This window comes from Kosmotoga arenicorallina S304 (assembly GCF_001636545.1).
Classification (GTDB): Bacteria; Thermotogota; Thermotogae; order Petrotogales; family Kosmotogaceae; genus Kosmotoga_B; species Kosmotoga_B arenicorallina.
Genome location: NZ_JFHK01000013.1, coordinates 1 through 19,751, shown reverse-complemented (window position 1 = coordinate 19,751; position 19,751 = coordinate 1). Strand labels below are relative to the sequence as shown.

Below are 19,751 nucleotides of genomic sequence, written 5' to 3'. Positions count from 1 at the left end.
GCTAATCACCCTTTCCACAACTCAATAAATGGAACTATTAATTCATCAACAGTAATTCCTCCATGACAAATGGTTTCTTCGTCAAAATTTGTAAACGCAGTTCTTCCTCTAGCTATAAGTGGGAAGAAATTTTCAGGTAACCCTATTGGTCTCCAGGCAATAGCTTCGGGATATCTGCTGTGCACGGTTTGCCTGAGCGATTTATTTTTATATATTCTAACCCTTTCACCCTTTGATTCAGCGGCAACACCTTCTGATGGTTTTCCTATGCCTCTGGCAAACACATTGCCATGATCTGAGGTCAGTATCACATGATAATCATTAACACCAAGGAGCTTCAACAAATCGCTCAAAATTCCTCTGTTCCCCAATAACTTTGTAGCGGAAATAAGCCCATCCATTCCCAAACTCTCTCCATGCATTATCTCGTCGAGTTCTCTCACTACTATCCCAAGAACTCTGGCATTTTTACGGATTGATTCTTCAACATCTTTGAGAAGTTTTTCGCCCGGTTCGTTGAGGTAAGCTATCTCAGAATTGCGTATAATACCAGACCATGCTTCCTTCCATAATTTCTCTTCACCTGATGTAGAAAGCACATTACCAAGATACATGGGTAATTTTCCTGAGAATATTACTTTTCTTGAAACAGAAGTCAGAGTTGGGATAAAAGCGAGGATACTCCTCCGGGATATTTGCTTGTGTTCTTTTAGATGCTTGGACAATATTAGCCATTGAAGAATTGACATACCATCTACTACAATTAGAGCTACCTTTTTCTTTTCAACATACCTTTTTCTCATCTGTGGTAGAACATTTTGTACAGTTACAGGGTCACGGCTTATAAGGGTTAGTAGACTACTGAACTTTTTTAATACCCACTCCAGAAATCTTCCATCAATTTCTTTCTGTAATTCTAAGAATTCTTTCTTTTCTTCACTTGAAGCAGAAGACGAATAGACATGAAGGGAAAGCTCTGCCAGACGCCAGGCAAGAGATGCCCATTCTTTAAAATTGGAATCAGTTGCTGGCATTTCTTTCCTGACAATCTCCAATAATTTTCCGAATCTTTGGCGTTCCGACTCTTTGGTGTCAATTCCAAACGATATCCATGAATCTTCGAAACGCTCAGGATCATTTACAGGAACAGGTTCGAGTAGTCCTTCCGCAAAGAATGTATCAATATAAACTTTCAAATCAGGATGGTCAAATGGAATATCGTAGGGCCCTGGATATTCTAGGGCAATGCCACTTCGCTCACAAACCCGATCTGCTACTTCCCCTTCAAGAAACACAGGCCAGCGTTCCTGAAGGAAAGCTAAAAAGCTCTCTTTATTTAAAATAAGCGTTTTTATAGGTATTTCTGACAATTCTGGATTATCCTTGAGTGTTCCATAAATGAATTCGGCCATTTCTTCCCTTATGACTATATTTGAATAATGAATCTTCATGAGCCAGCTTAAAAAATCAATTAAAGAGTGTTTCTTACTCAAATCGAAGTCAAAAAGCTGTCTCAAAATGAACTCCCTTGTCTCTCTAGTAGAGAGCTCATTTCGCGGTTCTTCCATTATTTCGTATAATTTTGCAATCTCATCTGGAGTTAAATCCAGCAAAGCTGTTCTGCTTAGCTTCGGGAAAAATGTATTAACCTCAAAATCAAGCACAACTGATTTGCTCAATATATCAAAAGGAAGATTGTGTGGGTCATTGTATTTCGAGGAGACGACTATCACTAACTTTTTCGAATTTTTATCTCGAAAATCCCTTTCATAACGATATCTAAAGCTGATCGGGTCCAGAAAATTGAGAATAGCGTATCCCGAGTTTTCCAGCTTTTCCAATATCTCTTCGCTAAGAAGAGCATCAGGATCATTCACCACTATTATCTGTGAATCAGCACAGAGAATTTTATCAACCATAACTTCATTAAGGCTTTTACTGCACATGATTTCTCACCTTTACAGTTAAAAGCAATTTAAGTTCTGGGTATATCTCATCATTCAGCGAAGTTTCCCAAGATTCCATCTCAAGTTTCAATTGCTTCAACCTGTGCTCCCGAACCTGAGGAAGCCCTATCCTCTCAGCCATTTGACGCCGTATTTCGAACCATTCTCTTTTACGTTCTTTGTTTTTTTCTCGTTCCGAAAGATATTCAGCCTTTAGGTTCTCAAAATTCCGTCTTAACTCTTTCTCGACTTGATGTTCAAGGGCTTCTATACTTTCATAATCCATTATTTTGAACCTGCCATTTATAAGTCGTTCCCATACGAGTATTGCAGAATTGAGAAAAACTTTCCCTTCATCGTTCACAAAAACAGGGATTACCCGCTCCTTTGACCATTCTTTACCTTTTGCAACTACCTTCCAGAGAGACCACACGCCTTGCAATCCTTTTGGAATATTATCCAACGATACAACAGGAACATGGAAGTCTTCAGAAAGTTCTGGTAGATGCTTAATTGCATCGTTTACCAACTGATCGTTGAAGGCAATTTTTTTTACATCCGGGTTTTTAGAATTTCTATCAAAGGTTATAAGTTCTTCTCTTCCGGTTTCAAGATACCGGATCTTCCAGTTATCGCCGATTTGAGTAGCTTTTCCGCCATAAGCCTTTATATAACTTATTACAGCCCGTTCGAGCCAGTAGTTGACAGGCTGTTGGACCAGCTTCTGAGCTTCTTTAGGATTTGTTATTTCGTATGCAGGAAGCATATGATTATTCCGAGTTGCCTGAATTATCTGCTGTCTGATTCGTTCCAGAATATTATCGACATCTTTTTCAAAATTATCCGGATTTGCTATGGCACTTGCATAAAGCTCATCGAACAATTCTACCGCCTCTGCTGAATCAAGAATATCAGATGTTTTATCTACACCGAATTCATCAAAAATAACCTTCAATTTATTCTCTATAACCTCAATAACCCTATACTCAACAGTTCCACCAAGAACGAAATTAATAGCTTTTACATCATGCTTTTGGCCTATTCTGTCAACCCTTCCTATACGTTGCTCAACTTTCATAGGATTCCAGGGCATATCATAATTTATAACCACATGACAAAACTGAAGATTGAGCCCCTCGCCACCCGCATCAGTAGAAATCATTATCTGAGCATTTTCCTCGAAGTCTTTCTGAGCTTTTATACGCTCTTCCATACTCATAGAACCGTTGAGAGTTACTACCCGGAATCCTCTTTCCGAGAGAAATCTTTCCAGCATTTCCTGAGTTGCTATGAATTCCGTAAAAACCAAAATCTTTAATTCCGGATCAAGTTCCTCTCTTCTGAGTTGGTGAATCCACTCAAGCAAAGCATTCGCTTTTGCGTCTGTATCTTGATTAGCTTCTCTTGCAAGCTCCAGTAAGAACCTTACCTGGTATAATTCTGCATTGACATCATCGGGAGCAGCCAAAGCCAATAATTCGAGTTGTTCTTGAGGGTCAAGTTCTTCCAGATCGGCAAAGTTTATTTCATTTCCTTTTATAAGCCTTAACTGTCTTTGAGGTTCCTCTAAAACCATGAGCCTCTTCTCAAGGGCTCTGCTTATAGCCAAAGTTGAAGAACTTACAAGCCGCTGCATCAAAAGCATTAGGAATCCTACGTAGTTCCTTTTCTCTTTCATTGCTTTGTTATAACCCTGTCTAACATATTCTGTTACCGCATCGTATAATTGCTTTTGTTTCGAATATCTTTCATCAAATTCGATATGGTAAAGCTGTGTTATTCTCTTTTTGAAGAGAGGCTTCCCATTAATATCTATGGCTTTACGCTTTTCTATTCTAATAACATAATCTGAAATATTCTCACGCGTTAACTCTTGCTCATTCGAAAATGCAACCGGATCCAGGAAAGACATCAATCTTAAAAATGCGTCCGTCTTTCCCTGATGAGGAGTTGCGGAAAGCAATAAAATATACGGCGAAGCTTGCGAGAGACTCTGACCGAGCTTATATCTTGCTACTTGAATACTACTCCCACCCAATTTGTGGGCTTCATCCACGATTATCATATCCCAACCTGCATTAATCAGATCGAGAAATCTTTCTTTGTTGTGTTCTTCAAGCTGTTCATACGACCAGCCCTGGCGACCCTCTAAAGGTTTAACTGAATCCAAAGGACAGATTACCTGATCAAACAACTTCCACGCATTCTGCACGCCAGACAGCTTTTTAACTGTGGATAATTCCGAAGGAATTATAAGTTTGAAATCCTCATTGAACTTCAGCTTCATCTCAGTTTCCCATTGAGTAACAAGTCCCTTAGGAGCCACTACCAATACCCTTTTCACAAGCCTTCTGAGTTTTAACTCTTGCATTATAAGCCCCGCTTCTATGGTCTTACCTAGCCCAACTTCATCTGCTAGAAGAAATCTTATCCTGTCTCCAGAAATCGCTCTCTGGACAGTCCTGATTTGATGTGGTAAAGGAATAATTGAAGAATTAAGAGGGGCCAATAAGACATCTGTGGAATTAAATATATTAATGAGCTTGCCTGCTGCGCTGACATAAGATAAGAAATCACTGCTAAAGAATCCCAGCATTCTTGAGATCGGCAGTAAACTACCAGCAGGTATATCAACGACCTTTCCCTCAGTTGGCAGCCATACCCTTGCCATCTCATATCCAAACATTTTTCTTTCTTCGAGCAATACACAAGGTTGCTTTTTCTCCTCAAGCCAATACCACTGCTTCTCCATATTCTGTTTATTCCTCACCAAGGCGTGTGCAAGCGTTGTCGTAATACATTAAGAGTTTGGGGTCTTCCTGGATTATCTTATCCGGCAGTTTATCTGCTACTTCAATTATCGTCTTATAATCTTTCTCGCTCCATGCTTTTTTGAATCCAGCTCTTACTGCTTCTGTTCTAAAAACCCTGAGCTTTCTCCCTTGATGCTTTTTGTATTCTTCAAACTCTCTAAGAAGCGTCTTTTCCCTAAGACGTTCAAGGTCTTGAGCTCTGTTGGGATCAGGAACATACCATCTATCTTTTGCTTTCTCTCTGAGAAAGGCATCTGCTGTTTCCGGTGTTTGCCCCTCCATCCTTTCTCTCAAAGTTGAGCTTTTCAACATCCACGACCATATCTGTTGTGGAATGAGCCCGATGCCATCATATTTTAAGAAATTCTGTTCCAGCAATTCCGAAAGTTCCATTTCTTTCTCGTGCTTAGCCCAACTTCGGGATATAGGCATAAATTGTGGTTGAAGTTCCTGAAAAGTTTGAGGTTTGTTTTGCAACTGAAGCCTGAGCCACTGGATTGCTGACTCTTCGTCTGTGACAAACATAGAAATCTGCCTTAATTCGTTGACCTTTATTCGCTTACTATCATATTCGGTTACCTGATCAGGCAGGAAAAACATACCATCTCTTTCCGGGAACCTTTCTCTAAGGCCTTTGTAGAACTCTGCCGCCGACAAGGGAACTCTTTTTCCTCTTTGTATGTGGAAAGCGACCATTCTGTCGTAGAGTAGATAGTCAGTTCTTTCAACTATTATTTCGGCACTTCCGTTTTTTTCAACAAAGACCGGTAGCCTTTTCAAATGTTCCCTCACAAAATCCCAGACACCTTCTTCAGTTCCCGCTTCAAGCTCAAACCGTTCCTCAAGGCCGCCGTTGGGTTTATAAGCAGAAATGATAAGATCCTGTTTCACCGCTCCGGAGCTTGTAACTTGATTGAAGGTCCCCTGGTGCTTGTCGAGAGTGCTAACATCTGCGATTACAAATCCCGCTCGCTGTATTGCTTCCTGGATGGCATTCCAGACACTGTTTTGAGAGTTGTGGAATTCAACGGTCATCCACCTCCCGGGTTTCAGCACGCGATAATATTCCTTGAAACAGCGTGTCATAAGCTCCTGGTATTCGAGTAAGCCTTTTCGCTGAACCTTGTTTATTATCGCTTCGGGCTTGTTGTTTGTAAAAACCTTCAACCATGCTTCCCAGAGAAAATTGAGCTCGGAGTACATAAGATTTCCGCCAAAAGGTGGGTCGGTAAAGATGTAATCAACAGAAACTTCTGATAACTGTTGATTTTCGGCGGAACTAACATTGACAATATTTATTTCCTTAATTTCAGAAAAAGCTTTCTGAAGTTTCTTTATTTTATTTCTATAAGCTGTAAACACCGACGACTCAGAAACTTGAGAACCGATATAAAGTGTTCCACTTAATGGATTGTATGGAAAAGACACTCCAGGTCTATAACGATTTAATTTTGATATATTTATCAGCTGACTATTGAAAAGGAGTAGAAATTCTGGAGAACTAATCTTAGAAAAAATCGAAGCCAATACCCACAGATTCCTCTTCGTATAAAAATGGTGGACGTGGGTGATTCCTAATTTGAGCGGATCTCCAGTTTTGTCACCTTTAGGAACTCTGTTAGTTGGATACCAGTAAGGTATATCGCTGGTTTCGATGTGTTCAATTAACGCCAGATCAAAATCATCAGGAGTTTTTTCAAAGCGTTTCTTTCTGAAGGTGTAATTTATAAGAACAGGCATTTGTTTTGCCTGTTTTATCGTTTGACCTATTGCTTTATCATACTTTGTTTCCATTACCCTTTCCAGCTTTCTTTTTACAAGGGTAGCACCGCAATGCGGGCATTGAAATTCAGTAAGCACTTTACCCTGATCTTTATCTACGGCAGCTTCCCAAAAAACAACTTCACCAGAGCATTCCGGGCAGGTAAAGACATCAGACCATACTGTGTAATTTATTTTTCCCCACGGAAGAATATTATCTTCTTTGAATCCTTTTCCTTTTGTTTTTAGCATTTCAACGGCTTTTTGTATCTGATCGGGTGTTGGATTGTGTAAGGTTAGATACATCCAGCCACATTCGGCTTCGACTTCTTCGAGTATTCTTTTTGCTTCTCTTTCAAATGCTTCTGCATCTATGGGTGTATTGTAGTTATATGCGATGAAGGTTGCTGCCGGTGAGAGGTCGTTTAAGATGGCGTATCTTGCTCCGAGTTTCGAGAAAGCTTTCCCATTTTCGTCTAAGATTTTTCCGTCTTCAAGAACTGTATAGCCAAGTGATTCAACAGTTTTTTTGTCTCCGCACATCTGGGCAGCAACACCCGTCATTCCCGTACCACAAAAACCGTCAAAGACGATATCTCCGGGTTCTGTGTAGTGGAGTATATATCTCATTATGGCTTTATGAGGAACCTTGGTGTGATAGGAATGAGCATTGTAGATGGGATCGTTTTTGCCTTCGCTGACATCTGCCGCGAATGGTTCTCTGGAGTATTTTTCTTCAGGATTGTATGGTTTGCCATAGTGCTTTATGAAATCACTTATAAAAGGATTGGGACATGCAGTGTAATAGGGTGGATCGGAAAGTTTTATTATGTCTTCATCTTCTCCAATGGGAAATCCTTCGATTTTTCTAAACTCCGGGTCTTTGAGCTTTTCCCGGAGTTTCTCTCTGAAATATTCTCTTCGTGCTTCGTCACTCTCAAAGGTCAAGCCTAAGCATTCAACTTTTTCATCCTTTGGGGCAGTTTCGATATTTTCAAATAGCTTTCTGTTTTTCATTTTATTTGCCACCTTTCTCGAGAACTATCCTTATCCTCGAAGAATCCTTTCCTTTTAGCAAATCTTGCACAAATTTTTCAAAACGTTCTTTCATCTCCTGTGGAGTGAGCGGGCTGTGATCCCCAAAGAGTTTTTGAACAAGCTGTTCTGTTGTAATTTCGACTTTTTCAAGCCCCGACAAAGCTTCAGCAACAACTTTTGTGAATTCTGGATTGTTTATCAGTTCTTTTGTCAATTCTCCTTCCGATAAAAACTCTTCGATAAGCTCTCGGTGTTCTTTGTGAAGCAGTCCCATATTTTCTTCCACTACCGGGTCTCTGAGGTTGTCGAGAAGTATATTTGTCCAGTTATTAAAGAGCTTATCGAGTTCCTCATCGAGATATTCAAGGGCTATATCCATATCTCCTTCTTGAATTTTTTCGCTTGTCGGTTTGAAACCACAGGATTCACAAATTGGTGATCTTTCAAGGTCGCCATCTATAAGAGAGTAGCAGGTTTTTAAATTGGCAAGTTTTTCTGTAAATTTGTTCAATTCAGCATTTGGGAGTATTTTTATCATGGCGAGCGAGTTAAGAGCTTTGAGTCTGATATCGTTACGTAGTTTCTGTTTTCTCTCATCTTGATGGGCATTCAGTCTTGCTTTCCTGTGAAGTTCTTTGTATATCTTGATATATTCTTTTTTGAGACTGTCGAGTTTTTCGTGAATTTCGACTTTGATTTGGTGGGTCAATTTTTTCAGATTTTTTAGCTTATCGAGTGTCTCGGTTTTTGCTTCATCAAATTTATCGTGCAAGTCACTCTCCAGTGGAACATATTCTTTTGCTCTTTCGAGATATCCCACTTTTTGATTCAGGTCCTTTATAAAATCAAGCAATTCTTCAACACTGTATACTTCTTTAAGGTCTTTTTCAATTTTACTGAGCTCCTCATCGGAATATTTGAAATTCTTCAATTTTCCAACAGTGTGATATTTCTGGAGAGAATCGAAAAATTCATTTAGTGCTTTTGCTTTTTTCTTGAGTGCTTCAAGCGTTTTTTCATCGAAAAGAGCCGTTGACCAGAAGGTTATTCCCTGGCTGATTTCATATTGAAATTTAGCCATTCTTTCAACTTTTTCTTGAGCCTTGCTCAGCATATTTTGAACAGGAGGTTTTTTATCGTTTTTGAGCGCTTCAACCTGACCTGCGTTTATACCAAGAATGGTAAAAAGATGTTTGAGTTCTAAAATGGGTAAACCTTTCGGGCGCTTTATATTTTTGAAATTCAAAAGTTGTTCCAACGGTATTTTTGCAAACTTTTCCACATTGCTGGCGTCAATAGTTTCACCAGCACCGAGGGACACTTCAATCTCGCCCATGTAAACCATGGCAGCTAATAGAACCACTACCCACTCAGGTTCAAGACGGTAAGGGCCAAAATATTCCACGCCCCCTTTAGTTGTTTCAATTAGCTCATTTGTATTGAGAACTTCGTTGACTCCCTTTTCTTGAAGCTTTGAACGTATGAATTTTATATAAGGCGATTTTGACGTATTTAAATTGCCAGATTCATCTAATAAATTGAAGGCTGAAAGAATGTCTTTCGCTTGCTTTGTAAAGTTTCCCAGAGCGATTGCTTTGAGAGTGTTTTCTATATTTTGGATTCGGTTTTGAGAAGTTATGCGGATTGGAAACTTAGGATAACCAATTGCGGTGTCATCAAAATAATTGTTGAAAAGCATTGAGGCAATATAATCAACTGTTTCCTTAAAATTATCAGACTTATGTATGAATGAACCTTCTTTCAGGGCTTCGCGAAGATCCTTTTTTCTCTTTTGATAGGTCACTTCAAAAGAATCAAGAAAATGCTCATTCAACCATCTTGTTAGAGTTCTTTGAAAGCTTCTTGCTTTGTCCTCGTAGCTGGATTTGTACATCCCGGCCGTTTTGGCCAATTCCATTGCAGCGGCATAGTTCAATAAATCTTTTTCGAACTCTTCGCTTATGGTTTTTAGACTGAAAAACACCTCATCGTCGCGGCCCTCATCTTTGAAGTCGTGGATTTTGTATATTGGAAGAAAGTATATATAAAAATCTCTTGGGGGTTGCGCAGTTGAACGTTCATTTGGTTGACCAAAGAAGAGATATCCCGGTCTTGTGGTATTCTTCTCATACCAGCGAAGTTCATATTCCCAGATTTTGAAGCCAGGAACATATGTTTTGTCTGAGCATTCCATCAATTTCGCCAGGATGTCGTAATAATATCTGTTCAATGTTCCTTTATCAAGCACCTCGGCCTTTTTCTCAATTTGGGCATCGAAATCTATTGTTTTGTTCAGATCCAAATAATATTGTCCATTTTCTTTTATGTAGGATACGTACTGTCCACTTACTATTTTTATAATCTCTCTCAAAATTGTTTCCACATACGTGTGTAGATCATCTAGTGGGTCACCACCCATTTCTGCGTTAACATCGAAAATGCACAGATTGTCTCGCAATTCTGTAACGGTAAGACCGAGTTTGGTGTTTATGTCGCTGGTACTGAGTCTGTGAACAGAAAGCGCTTTAACAATTCTTTTGGCATTTTTAAGGTAGGGTCTTTTTATGTTGCTTTCAACTTTTACCATCAATTCGTCGCTCTTGTCCTCTGTTTCTCTTATCTCTGGAACAGCTCTATTTGCCGCATTTGATTTTATAAAATCCCAGTAACTATCAAAAGAAATAATTCCCGGTTCATCTTCCGGCATCTCTTTGTCTAAAACCTTTCGCATCACTTTTGAAATTGTTTGTAAAACTTCTCTTTTTTCTACAAATTTGACTTTTTCGAACATCGTTATGAAAGCCGGATGGATAGGAAAGAGCTCAACAAAGTTATCAAGGTTCTCATTCAGGGTGCTGTAAAACTTGGTGAATTTTTGTAGGTGTTCGCGAATGAGAGCTTTTTGTTTTGAATTTTTCTTTAGCAGCCTATTTGCTGTAACATACTCAATGTCTTCCCTGACTATGCGCAATTCAACAAATCTGTCCTTTACCCTTCTTAGAGAATCCGAAACAAATTCAAACCTCGGGTTCTCAAAAAGCGTCTCCTGAACACCTGCAATAAATCGAAATCTTGAAGATTTACAAAATTCCCCGATTTCTCTCAAAAAATTTATGTCCAAAATTATCTCTTTCTCGTTTCTATGCCTTAGATAGTCGAGTAGTTCATCTACAACCATCAAAAGGCCTTGATCTGGATATTTCTCATTAAAAAGGCTCATCATTTCCTCTAATATTCCCTTATTGTTCACAACCTGATTCATTGAGGGATAGTTAAAGTAAATACCCATTTCTTCAAGGTTTTCCTTTAGTTCGCGGAAAATAATATCTCTGAGATACATTGTGGAAGTACCGATTTCTGTTCGGATTACTTTGAATTTCCCCGCTATTTTCGAAGCGCTTTCTTTGACTCTATCATTTGTCAGCAGATCGATAAAACTAGAATCTTCTGTAATGGAAGAAATGACAGCCATCAAATGTGATTTACCTGTTCCGTAGTTTCCAACTATCATCAAGCCTTTGCTATCTCGTGGGGTTTCAAATTGAAGATTCTCAAAAACCACATTGCGAAGGTTATCAGCCATTTGGTTTGAGATAACATATGTAGAAACAAAATTCGCAGCTTTGTTCTTATCATTAGCATCTTTAAGTTGTGCTACCGTTTCCACGGGGTCAAATTGAATAAGATCACCGTACTTCACTTGCCCTCCCCCCTTTTTTTCATATATTTTAACTTGTGCTATTGTGTTCACATCAACGTTTCGCAAAACACGAATTCAGCTTTCTTCACAAGAGCACATTAGAATAATTTCGTCTTCTAAATAACCTTCAAAATATTCCGAATGTCCTCTTTTTGCGTGCAACAATTTATTTCTAATAACCTCGCCAGGCCATGTGGCAATAACAGATTTTTTTCTAGCAATATTTCGTAATGCCGAAAGTGCGTGAAGCTTTAATTCAGGTTCAAAAAGAAGCTCAATATTATCCAGAAGCAAAAAATTATTCTCCATTTCAGGGAACTTATCGAAAAATTTCATAGCGCGATACGGTCTGTCCATTATCGGGACTTCTAAGAGTGCTTTACTCAACTCCATGTTGAGATTTACAACAAACTCATTAAGCTGTTCTGATATTTTCTTCAAAGCTTTTGATTTTCCAGCACCGTGTTTTCCAACAATTAAATAAAGTATTGTTGGATTAGAATTCGTCAGCTCTCGAATAAAGTATTTCAATTCGTATTTGATTTGATAACTCAATCTGATCACCTGTAATCAAAAGCATCATTCTCATATAATATTTTACATCTTTAGCCTTATATTTTAAAATGTAAACAGCTCGCGAAGATTGATTTTTCTTTATTACGTCACAAGTAACATGAAAATTTTAAATAATTGAGAAAGAATAATACAATTGAATCAAACCATGAATTCATAAAACAGAATAAGCAGCTGGATAATTTGAAAAAGGAATATTTCAGGTACTACGGACAAATGGTTGGAAAATTTATTATGATCGCTCTGAGTCAAAGAACTTGACTTTATACAAACGAAATGAAAGGGGTAGTAAATATGGCTCGGGTGTTCTCTAAAAGGTGCCAGCAAGCATTAAAAGAGGGAAAAATAAAAGTAAGCGTCCCCCGAAGTGTTAGGATGCGTATCTGGAAGTTATTTGAAGATTATGATGAAAGATGGGGAGAAATAGCAGAAACAGGATGGAGTTACTGGACAAGTAGATTAGAACGTTTAACCGAGAGAATTAAGTCAGAACACGGATTGGAACAGCTTTTTGCTTATTCGGAAAAGGAAGAAGGCTCGGTAGTATCTACTGATTTGAAAGGCTTTGTTTTAAGAGGAAATTATCCGCCCTATCTTTTGGACGCAATAGAGTTGCTGTATGAAAATTTATCAGAAGATAAAAAGCTATATTTTCAAAAAGAATTTAATCAGATTATGGAAGAAAGTAACTTAGCTTGGAGAATGGCTGAGGGGAAAATCTTCCCTGTAGATTCGCAATATATAGAGGAAGAAATTTTGAGAAAATCTTATCAATTGCTTCATGAAATGAAATTTTTAGGAGCTTTACAAGAGTTTGAAAAAGCACGGATTGATCTTGCAAATGAAGATTATGAGGGAGTGATTCAAAACGCAAATTTAGCGGTCGAAAGTACTATAAAATATATCCTGGGCATAAAAAAAGCAAAACCGGGTGAATTATATAAGAAGATAATAGAAAGTGGCCTAATACCAGAATATTTTGAAGGTTTTTTGAGAGCATTTGAAGAAAATATATTGAGGTCTGTGGCTATTATCAGAAACGAACAACCAGGTGCTGGACACGGTAGAGGAGATATGCTACAAACCGCTCCATATTCTCTCGCAGAGCTTGCAGTAAATCTTGCCGGAGTATTAATAAATTACCTGATAAAAAGATATTTAGAAAAACAAACTCCGCAGAACAATGACAACAACAATACTGATGAGGCCAACCTACCCTTTTAGTTTTAAACGATAAAGGGAAAATGAGCACCTTACTTATATAATTCCCCTGTCCATATGTGCCAGTGCATATGGATTGACGAAACTTCTAATACTTTTGGACCTTGTGAATTAACAAAGAACTCATAGGCAGAAGTATAACTGAAAATGAATTTCTTCTGTTCTTTCCGGGAAAAGTGAACATGCTTAATGACATTCGGGATAATAGATGATTCCATGCCTTTTTCTTCTAAGGGCATAGTTTGTGATTGAATTTTCTAACGCACTTCTCTATTTACCCATTTCCCTTGCAAATAGAAGATCAGCATAACCAGAGCCTGAGATACCTGGGCAGTCACGAAGGAAACCCAGACCCAATTAATTCCAAGATGCAGAACATTTATAGCCAAAAACAGGAAGGGAATCTGAACAACCCAGTTAGATATAATGCTTCCTATCAGAAAAGGGAAATTATACCCCGCCCCTGAAAAGCCGGTACTCAGCCCAAAGCTCATTCCTATTAAAGGCATCCCGGCTGTCCCAATAATGAGAAGCTTCCTTCCAAGGTCTATAACTTCTGGATCGTTAGTAAAAACTGCTATCACTGAAGCCGAGAAGAACAAAAGGAATATGTAAAAAGCTACCATGAGTGAAAAGCCAAAAGCTGCTGCGATCTTTGTTGCTTTTATTGCTCGTGATTTGTATCTCGCCCCAAGATTTTGCCCAACAATGGTAGAACCTCCCATACTTATGCCGATAAGGGGTATAAAGGCGAAGTTCAAAATTCTGAAGGAAATTCCCGAAGTGGCCAGGGCAGCTGTGCCAAAAACAGAAACAAACATCATCACGACAACCCCGGACAGGCTCCGTAAGAGTGCCTCAATGCCATTGGGAAGCCCTATTGTCATGAGTTTTCTATCTATATCCTTATCCAGCCGCAACAACCCTTTCAATGAAGGCTTGATTCCATGTTTGCCGCTGAATATAATGTAGAAACCTGCAAGGAAGGCAATGGTTTGGGTTATAACGGTGGCAAGCGCCGCGCCAAATACCCCAAGGCCAAAACCGGGGAGGTTTATAAAGGGAACTTTGTCGAACATGAGTATTGGGTCAAGGATTATGTTGAGGATACTACTTAGAACCATGATAATCATAGGTGTCCTGGCATCACCGGTGCATCGGAGAGCGGTATTCACCGAAAAGGAAGAGAACATTACCGGCAGGAAAAAGATCCTTATATATCCATAGTCAAGCGCTGCATCAAGAACAGCTTTGTCTTTAGAAAACAAACCAAGCGCTGGTTTTAAGAATATAGCAAGAAAAACAGCAGCGATAACGGCAACAAAAGCCTTGAAGGTGATTGTCTGCTCTATGGCCCTGTGGGTGCGCTCTATGTCTTTTCTTCCAAAGTTTTGAGATATTAACGAAATGGAGCTTACACCTATAATTTCATTCAAAGCCTCAACTGTCCAGAAAACTGTCGACAGAACGGTAACCCCCGCAATTGCTTCCGCGGAAATTCTGCCTATCCAGAACATGTCAACAAGATCATAGATGCTTTGTGCGGAAAAGCCCACCATTGTGGGCAAAGAAAGGGCGAGAAGCCCTTTGAAAAGATTTCCTTTCGTAAGGTCTCTCGCCATAAATTATCTCCTTTTATCCAACCGATACGCCGGTATGTATTTGAATTTCTCAGTATTAAATTCTAACATGCAATCAAATTGAAGATATTGAGGTTGGCACGCTTCAGAAAGAATGCCTGAGCGGTAAGATACCCAAAAACAACTACTGGAATGGTCAACAGACAGCAAATGGGTCAGCGTTTATGATGCAGATCATTATATCCATTTTTCCATAATTTCCCTTGCGAATTCTTTTGCCTTTTCAATATCTTCTGAATTTGGCCTGTCGGCATTTATTCCCTTTTTCCCAAAAAGCAACCAGGGATAATAGGCTCCCGGGCAATTAAATTCTCCAACAAGTTTGAAATTCTTCTTTTCAAGGATCTTTTTAACCCCTTTATGATATTTCGAACCATTCGGATCGCCAGAAGTGGAAATTAGAAAAACCTTCTTGCCGTTTCCATTGCCGCTCTTTTTAAGCAATTTCTTGATCTTTCCATGCATGCCAAAAGCGTAGATCCCGGAACCTAAACCGATTAGATCGTAGTTCAACAATTCTTCTGGGGCTACCTCTTCTGCTTTTTTGATCTCAGCTCCCAATTCATTTGAAATAACCTTTGCAATCTTATATGTATTGCCCCTATGCTTTGAAATATAAGCTATCATTATTCTCTTTTCTTTCATTGCTTTTTCCCTCCTTTCGAGCACCCTTTCAGTTTTACCCATCAACAATGATAGCACCACAGGGGATCATCATTCACAGATGTATCAACTGTAAAAGGTATGAAGGCTCTTAGCTTTGGGATTTCACAAATACAGCCGTGGTGAGAATATGGGGAATTTACGGTAATTAATGAACGCAATAGAAGATTTCGATACACATTAGGCAGATATCCCTTGAAAGATGCACAATTAATAAACAGAGACAGATCAAAGAAGAAAAGTTTGTCTCCATTTTCTTGTTTATGCATTTTTCATGATTTTGCTGTTTTGTTTTGAATGTGCTATAATTAATATAATCCAAATGATTTGTTACATACACCAATTTTCAAACTATGCACTTAGAAGATAAGAGGAAAAGATAAGTCATTAGAAAAGGCATGGGAACCCATTAGATTAGTTGTAAAGCCAAACACAACAAATGGAGGTTTCCCATGCCTGCAACTAAGCTACCACAACTTCTAAATTCTATGTGTGAAGAGATTTCTTTCCCCAGGTCTGAGCACAAAACACTACTGCTCGATTACACTAAAGGTCTTGCCGTGTCTCATAATGGGTTTAAATCTAAATACATCATATTGGACGAGACTGTTATTGAGAGATATGGCTCAAAGATAGAGAACCTTGGCAAGTATTACTCTTCTACAGCAGAGAAAGTAATAAACAGTATCTCGCTTATCTCATCTATACTGTATATCAAGAGTGGGTTGCTCTTTCTACTTGTTAGCAAAGAATGATTTCACAGACCAGCTTATATCAGTAAACACACGAAAGGCCTATTGGGCTTGAAAACACAGGTTTATTCACAGCGTTCTACTGAGAGGGACGCCGAACTTGTAGCTCTCCACTTCACAGCCATGATGATAGCGAGATACTATTTGAATGTCAAAGACCAAATTGGATTTAGGGAATTCGTTGAGCAGCAAGTAGAACTATATCATCTGGAAAAAGCCCTCTTTGCTGTGTTTATTTTGTTTGTCAGTAACCCTAAAGCCTTTTCCCCATCTCTTTCTGGGTTCATTTAACTAAGTACATAGTTTGAGCTTGATGCAACAAAAAATCAAATATTATAAATCATTATAATTAATTTGGTAGAAAAGTTTTTTAAAAAAAGGGGGGATACAATGAAAAAAGAAGTTTTGGTTCTTGCATTTTTGATTTCTATTTTTCTTATGGTATCTTGTTCTACTCATCCAAGAGAATATGGTGTAGTTTTTATAAGAATTAATATTCCTGAAAGTGTTCCAGGTTTTAATTACCTGACAATTCCTCCAGATACAACCAAAGTTTATTTGAGAATCTGGAATGATTCAGATAACATTTGTCTTGGCAAAGATGTAGAACCTGGTATTAACGAGATCAAGGTACAAATTCCTACTGGCACTTACACTTTAGATGTTTTCACTCTTAAAGAATCTTACGTCACAACAGGTGCTGGAAGAGCATCAAATGTCGAAGTTAAACCAAATGAATTCGCAACAGCCACAGTAATAATAGAACCCTTTGAATACGATATATCAGAGACAGCTACATTTGCGTACAGTGGTGAGCAAATACATTTTAGATCAAAGATAAAGGTTCCAGAATATTTATCTGTTGATTTAGCTAATTGGGCGACATGGATTAGATATTCCTTAGATCAGTTCCCAACAAATCCTTTTTTTCAGGACTATTTCAATGAATATTCTGATGTAACTTACCTTGACGATGGTTGGGTACAGTATGATGCTGATATAAATCTTCCAACCATTGAAGCTACAACAACTTTGTATTGGGCCAAACTCATGGTTTCAGAACCAATAAATATGAGTATATTTATGGTTATGTTTTGGGAGTTCTTATTCCTGGATATGAAAATCCGGGCCAAATAGAGATAAGGCCATCCGGAGGAATAATCATCGACATAAAATAGTGGATTAACATTACACATATTTCTGGAATTTTGCGGATTCATCCTCCTAGGTCTGTTTCTGTTTTTCTCATTTTGCTGCTATGCTGCACATAAAGGAAAAATCCCAGCAATTTAATACAGGGAGAGCTAATGTAGCGCATATTTCTTTTTAAGAGTCAAAGTCAGAATCATACCTATTGCCGACATTATGCCTGCAGAAATAAACGCAGGGGTAAAACTACCTGTGATATCGAATAACCACGAACCGACCACAGGTGCAACAGCACCTATTCCAAAGGCAGTGAATACCAATCCGTAGTTGGTACCTAAGTGTTTTGTTCCAAAGCAAATGGAGGTTAGCGTAGGGAAAAGAGCCAATGTTGCTGCAAATCCCAATCCTAAAAAGGCGGCAGCAATATACAATGAAAGCTGGTCCAGTACAAAAGCAGGGAAGAATATAAGGATCATTGCTTGAACAACATAGACGATGTTCATAACCCATAAAATCCCTAATCTGTCGCCGAGATATCCTGCAACCGGCCTGCCAAAACCATTAAAACCCGCGAATATAGAAGTCGCTATCGCAGCTTCCAGTGGAATTAAGCCGAGGGTTTTCTGGCCATAAGATGTAATTAATCCAAGAGATATGAATCCCCCTGCAATCACCAGTGCGAAAGTTATCCATATAAGCCAAAACACAGGAGTTTTGAGCATTTCTCTTGGTGTAAGTTCCCCTTTTACTACCACCCTTCTTTTCGGCCTTTTACTTTTAGCTTTTTTGCTCAGAGGGTTCCACCCATCAGGCGGGTTTTTCACCAACCAGGCTCCAACAAAGGAAAGGGTAGAAGTCATGATGGCCAGAATTAGAAAAGTACCGTTAATTCCAAAAAGAGGTATCAGGTAATCCACTTTAAGGGGTGCAAAGAGCAAAGCGGATAGGCCAAAGCCCATCACTGCTAATGAAACAGCGAGCCCGGGCTTGTCTGGAAACCATTTCCTCACTGGAGGAGCAACGCTGGCGTAAGTTAATCCACATGCTATACCGCCAATTACCCCATAAGTTATAACCAGCCACCAAAGAGAAGGGATTCGGTCAATTAAAGATGCTAATCCATATGCAAGAAAAAATAGCACGGAACCATACATAGAAGCTTTTCTAGGCCCGGCCTTGTCTTGAAACCTTCCGGCAGGGACCATGACAATTGCAAACACAACCATGAAAACGGTAAATGGCAATGTCGCCTGGGCTTTTGACCAATTATATTTTTCCATCAATGGAATTATGAATACGCCCCATGAGTAGGAAACCCCTCCCATTAACGCAAGCAAAAATCCTCCAAAAGGGACTTTCCATCTGCTGGTTAAATGTTTATCGTATTGCTTTATGTCCAATTGCATCCTGTCATCCATAGTTTCTCCTCCTGATTCTGCCACGATAGCATTAAAAGAGTTTATTTATAACCGCTATTTGCCATGTTATTGCCCGGGGTTTCTTTTAGTGGTGTCTCTTAAATTTTAACATTAATAGGCAAAGAAATGGGAAAAGGCGCAATTGCCATGTATTTAAATGAGATTGGAGATTAATAATGTCAAAATTCAATCTCTGTAATAGCCTTCGAATAATCTGCCGCCAAAAGGAGTAAGAATTCTATCAACGAGTTCTATAACAGCAGAAGTATTATTGTGATTAAAGAAAAGCTCCATTGCGGTTACCAATTCTTTAGCCAGATTGGGATCGAAGGATTTCAACGCGCGGTACAACCACTTTCCCTTTCCTATCCATTGGCCGTTGGCCAGAAGGTACAGCTTCACCGCATCATTTACCAATCTTTCAACTATAAAGATCGATTCTTCTCTCTTTGTTGAGCCGGAAAGATCATCAAGAAGATCTGTAATGCTGTATCGATAGTCGTCGATTTCTTTTTTTGAAAGTTTGCCGGGGCCTTGTGCAAGCAATTCACGAGCATGTCCTTTAATTCTTTCACCGAGCCCGTGCGTGTCTCTAATGATTATTCCTTCGGAACACATTTGAGGTAATGACGGTTCTTTATCAGCGATATCAAACTTGAAGAATTTTTCGATAGACTCCTCGGTATTGGCAAAGACTTCAATTGGCTTGCGACTGAAGATGAAGGAGCGGCGGTGATACTTTTCTCCCGGTTTTAAAATGACGACAATATCAAGGTCTGAAGTTGGTGTTTCTTCGCCTCTTACAACGCTACCCGATAGAAAAACTACAAGACAATCGGGATAATATTTTTCAATGAATTCTTCAGCAATTTTTATGGCTTCCATCTTTTCCTCCTGTAACTGTGTTTTATAAATTGTATCACTGATATCTGCATGAAAAAATTTAAACAGCCGCTTTTTTAAATCTCACAATTTGGATTTTCAGTAAAAGAGGGTTGATTCTATTGTTGGTTGAAATGAGAATTATATTGCCCAAACTATGCACTTAGAGGAAAAAGGGAAATATAGGTCATTGAA

11 protein-coding genes and 1 pseudogene are annotated in these 19,751 nt (G+C 38.9%); 3 read left to right on the top strand and 9 right to left on the bottom strand.

Annotated elements, in window-relative coordinates; all coding sequences use genetic code 11:
* Positions 1-5 precede the first annotated feature (5 nt).
* The 5 genes from pglZ to brxF form a co-directional block, all read right to left on the bottom strand.
* Entirely contained in the window at positions 6-1,946 is a 1,941-nt protein-coding gene (gene pglZ, locus AT15_RS06385) for a BREX-3 system phosphatase PglZ (protein ID WP_068347602.1), read from the bottom strand.
* Positions 1,936-4,698, bottom strand: coding sequence for a DEAD/DEAH box helicase (locus AT15_RS06380; RefSeq protein WP_068347600.1), 2,763 nt, complete (start codon positions 4,696-4,698; stop codon positions 1,936-1,938). The genes pglZ and AT15_RS06380 overlap by 11 nt, the downstream gene beginning before the upstream one ends.
* A gap of 7 nt (positions 4,699-4,705) precedes the next feature.
* The gene (locus AT15_RS06375; protein ID WP_068347598.1) at positions 4,706-7,537 is read right to left on the bottom strand and encodes a DNA methyltransferase; all 2,832 of its coding nucleotides are present in this window, start codon (positions 7,535-7,537) and stop codon (positions 4,706-4,708) included.
* Between the two features lies 1 nt (position 7,538).
* On the bottom strand, positions 7,539-11,258 hold the full coding sequence (locus AT15_RS06370; RefSeq protein WP_068347596.1) for a DUF6079 family protein: 3,720 nt from the start codon (positions 11,256-11,258) through the stop codon (positions 7,539-7,541).
* A 75-nt stretch (positions 11,259-11,333) separates the two neighbouring features.
* Positions 11,334-11,813: a BREX-3 system P-loop-containing protein BrxF gene (gene brxF, locus AT15_RS06365; RefSeq protein ID WP_068347594.1), complete on the bottom strand. Its 480-nt coding sequence runs from the start codon at positions 11,811-11,813 to the stop codon at positions 11,334-11,336.
* 312 nt (positions 11,814-12,125) lie between these two features.
* Here brxF and AT15_RS06360 point away from each other — a divergent pair, with 312 nt between their 5' ends.
* Positions 12,126-13,055, top strand: coding sequence for an abortive infection family protein (locus AT15_RS06360; RefSeq protein ID WP_068347592.1), 930 nt, complete (start codon positions 12,126-12,128; stop codon positions 13,053-13,055).
* A gap of 254 nt (positions 13,056-13,309) precedes the next feature.
* Here the strand turns inward: AT15_RS06360 and AT15_RS06355 are convergent, their stop codons facing one another.
* Together AT15_RS06355 and AT15_RS06350 are read right to left on the bottom strand one after the other, a co-directional pair.
* Positions 13,310-14,674, bottom strand: a complete 1,365-nt coding sequence (locus tag AT15_RS06355; RefSeq protein ID WP_068347590.1) for an MATE family efflux transporter — start codon at positions 14,672-14,674, stop codon at positions 13,310-13,312.
* Positions 14,675-14,869: 195 nt separating this feature from the next.
* Positions 14,870-15,337 (bottom strand): flavodoxin domain-containing protein, encoded by a 468-nt coding sequence (locus AT15_RS06350; protein WP_068347620.1) that lies wholly within the window; start codon positions 15,335-15,337, stop codon positions 14,870-14,872.
* A 470-nt stretch (positions 15,338-15,807) separates the two neighbouring features.
* On the opposite strand from AT15_RS06350, the pseudogene AT15_RS10115 reads away from it, so the two are divergent.
* Positions 15,808-16,398 (top strand): annotated as a pseudogene (locus AT15_RS10115) (hypothetical protein).
* 99 nt (positions 16,399-16,497) lie between these two features.
* Positions 16,498-17,244 carry a hypothetical protein gene (locus AT15_RS06335; protein WP_068347583.1) on the top strand — a complete coding sequence of 249 codons (747 nt, stop codon included), beginning with the start codon at positions 16,498-16,500 and terminating at the stop codon, positions 17,242-17,244.
* 167 nt (positions 17,245-17,411) lie between these two features.
* Here AT15_RS06335 and AT15_RS06330 read toward each other — a convergent pair whose 3' ends face one another.
* Both AT15_RS06330 and AT15_RS06325 read right to left on the bottom strand, forming a co-directional pair.
* On the bottom strand, positions 17,412-18,674 hold the full coding sequence (locus AT15_RS06330; protein WP_068347582.1) for an L-lactate MFS transporter: 1,263 nt from the start codon (positions 18,672-18,674) through the stop codon (positions 17,412-17,414).
* A gap of 186 nt (positions 18,675-18,860) precedes the next feature.
* Positions 18,861-19,559 carry a nucleotidyltransferase domain-containing protein gene (locus AT15_RS06325; RefSeq protein ID WP_068347580.1) on the bottom strand — a complete coding sequence of 233 codons (699 nt, stop codon included), beginning with the start codon at positions 19,557-19,559 and terminating at the stop codon, positions 18,861-18,863.
* Positions 19,560-19,751: the final 192 nt, after the last annotated feature.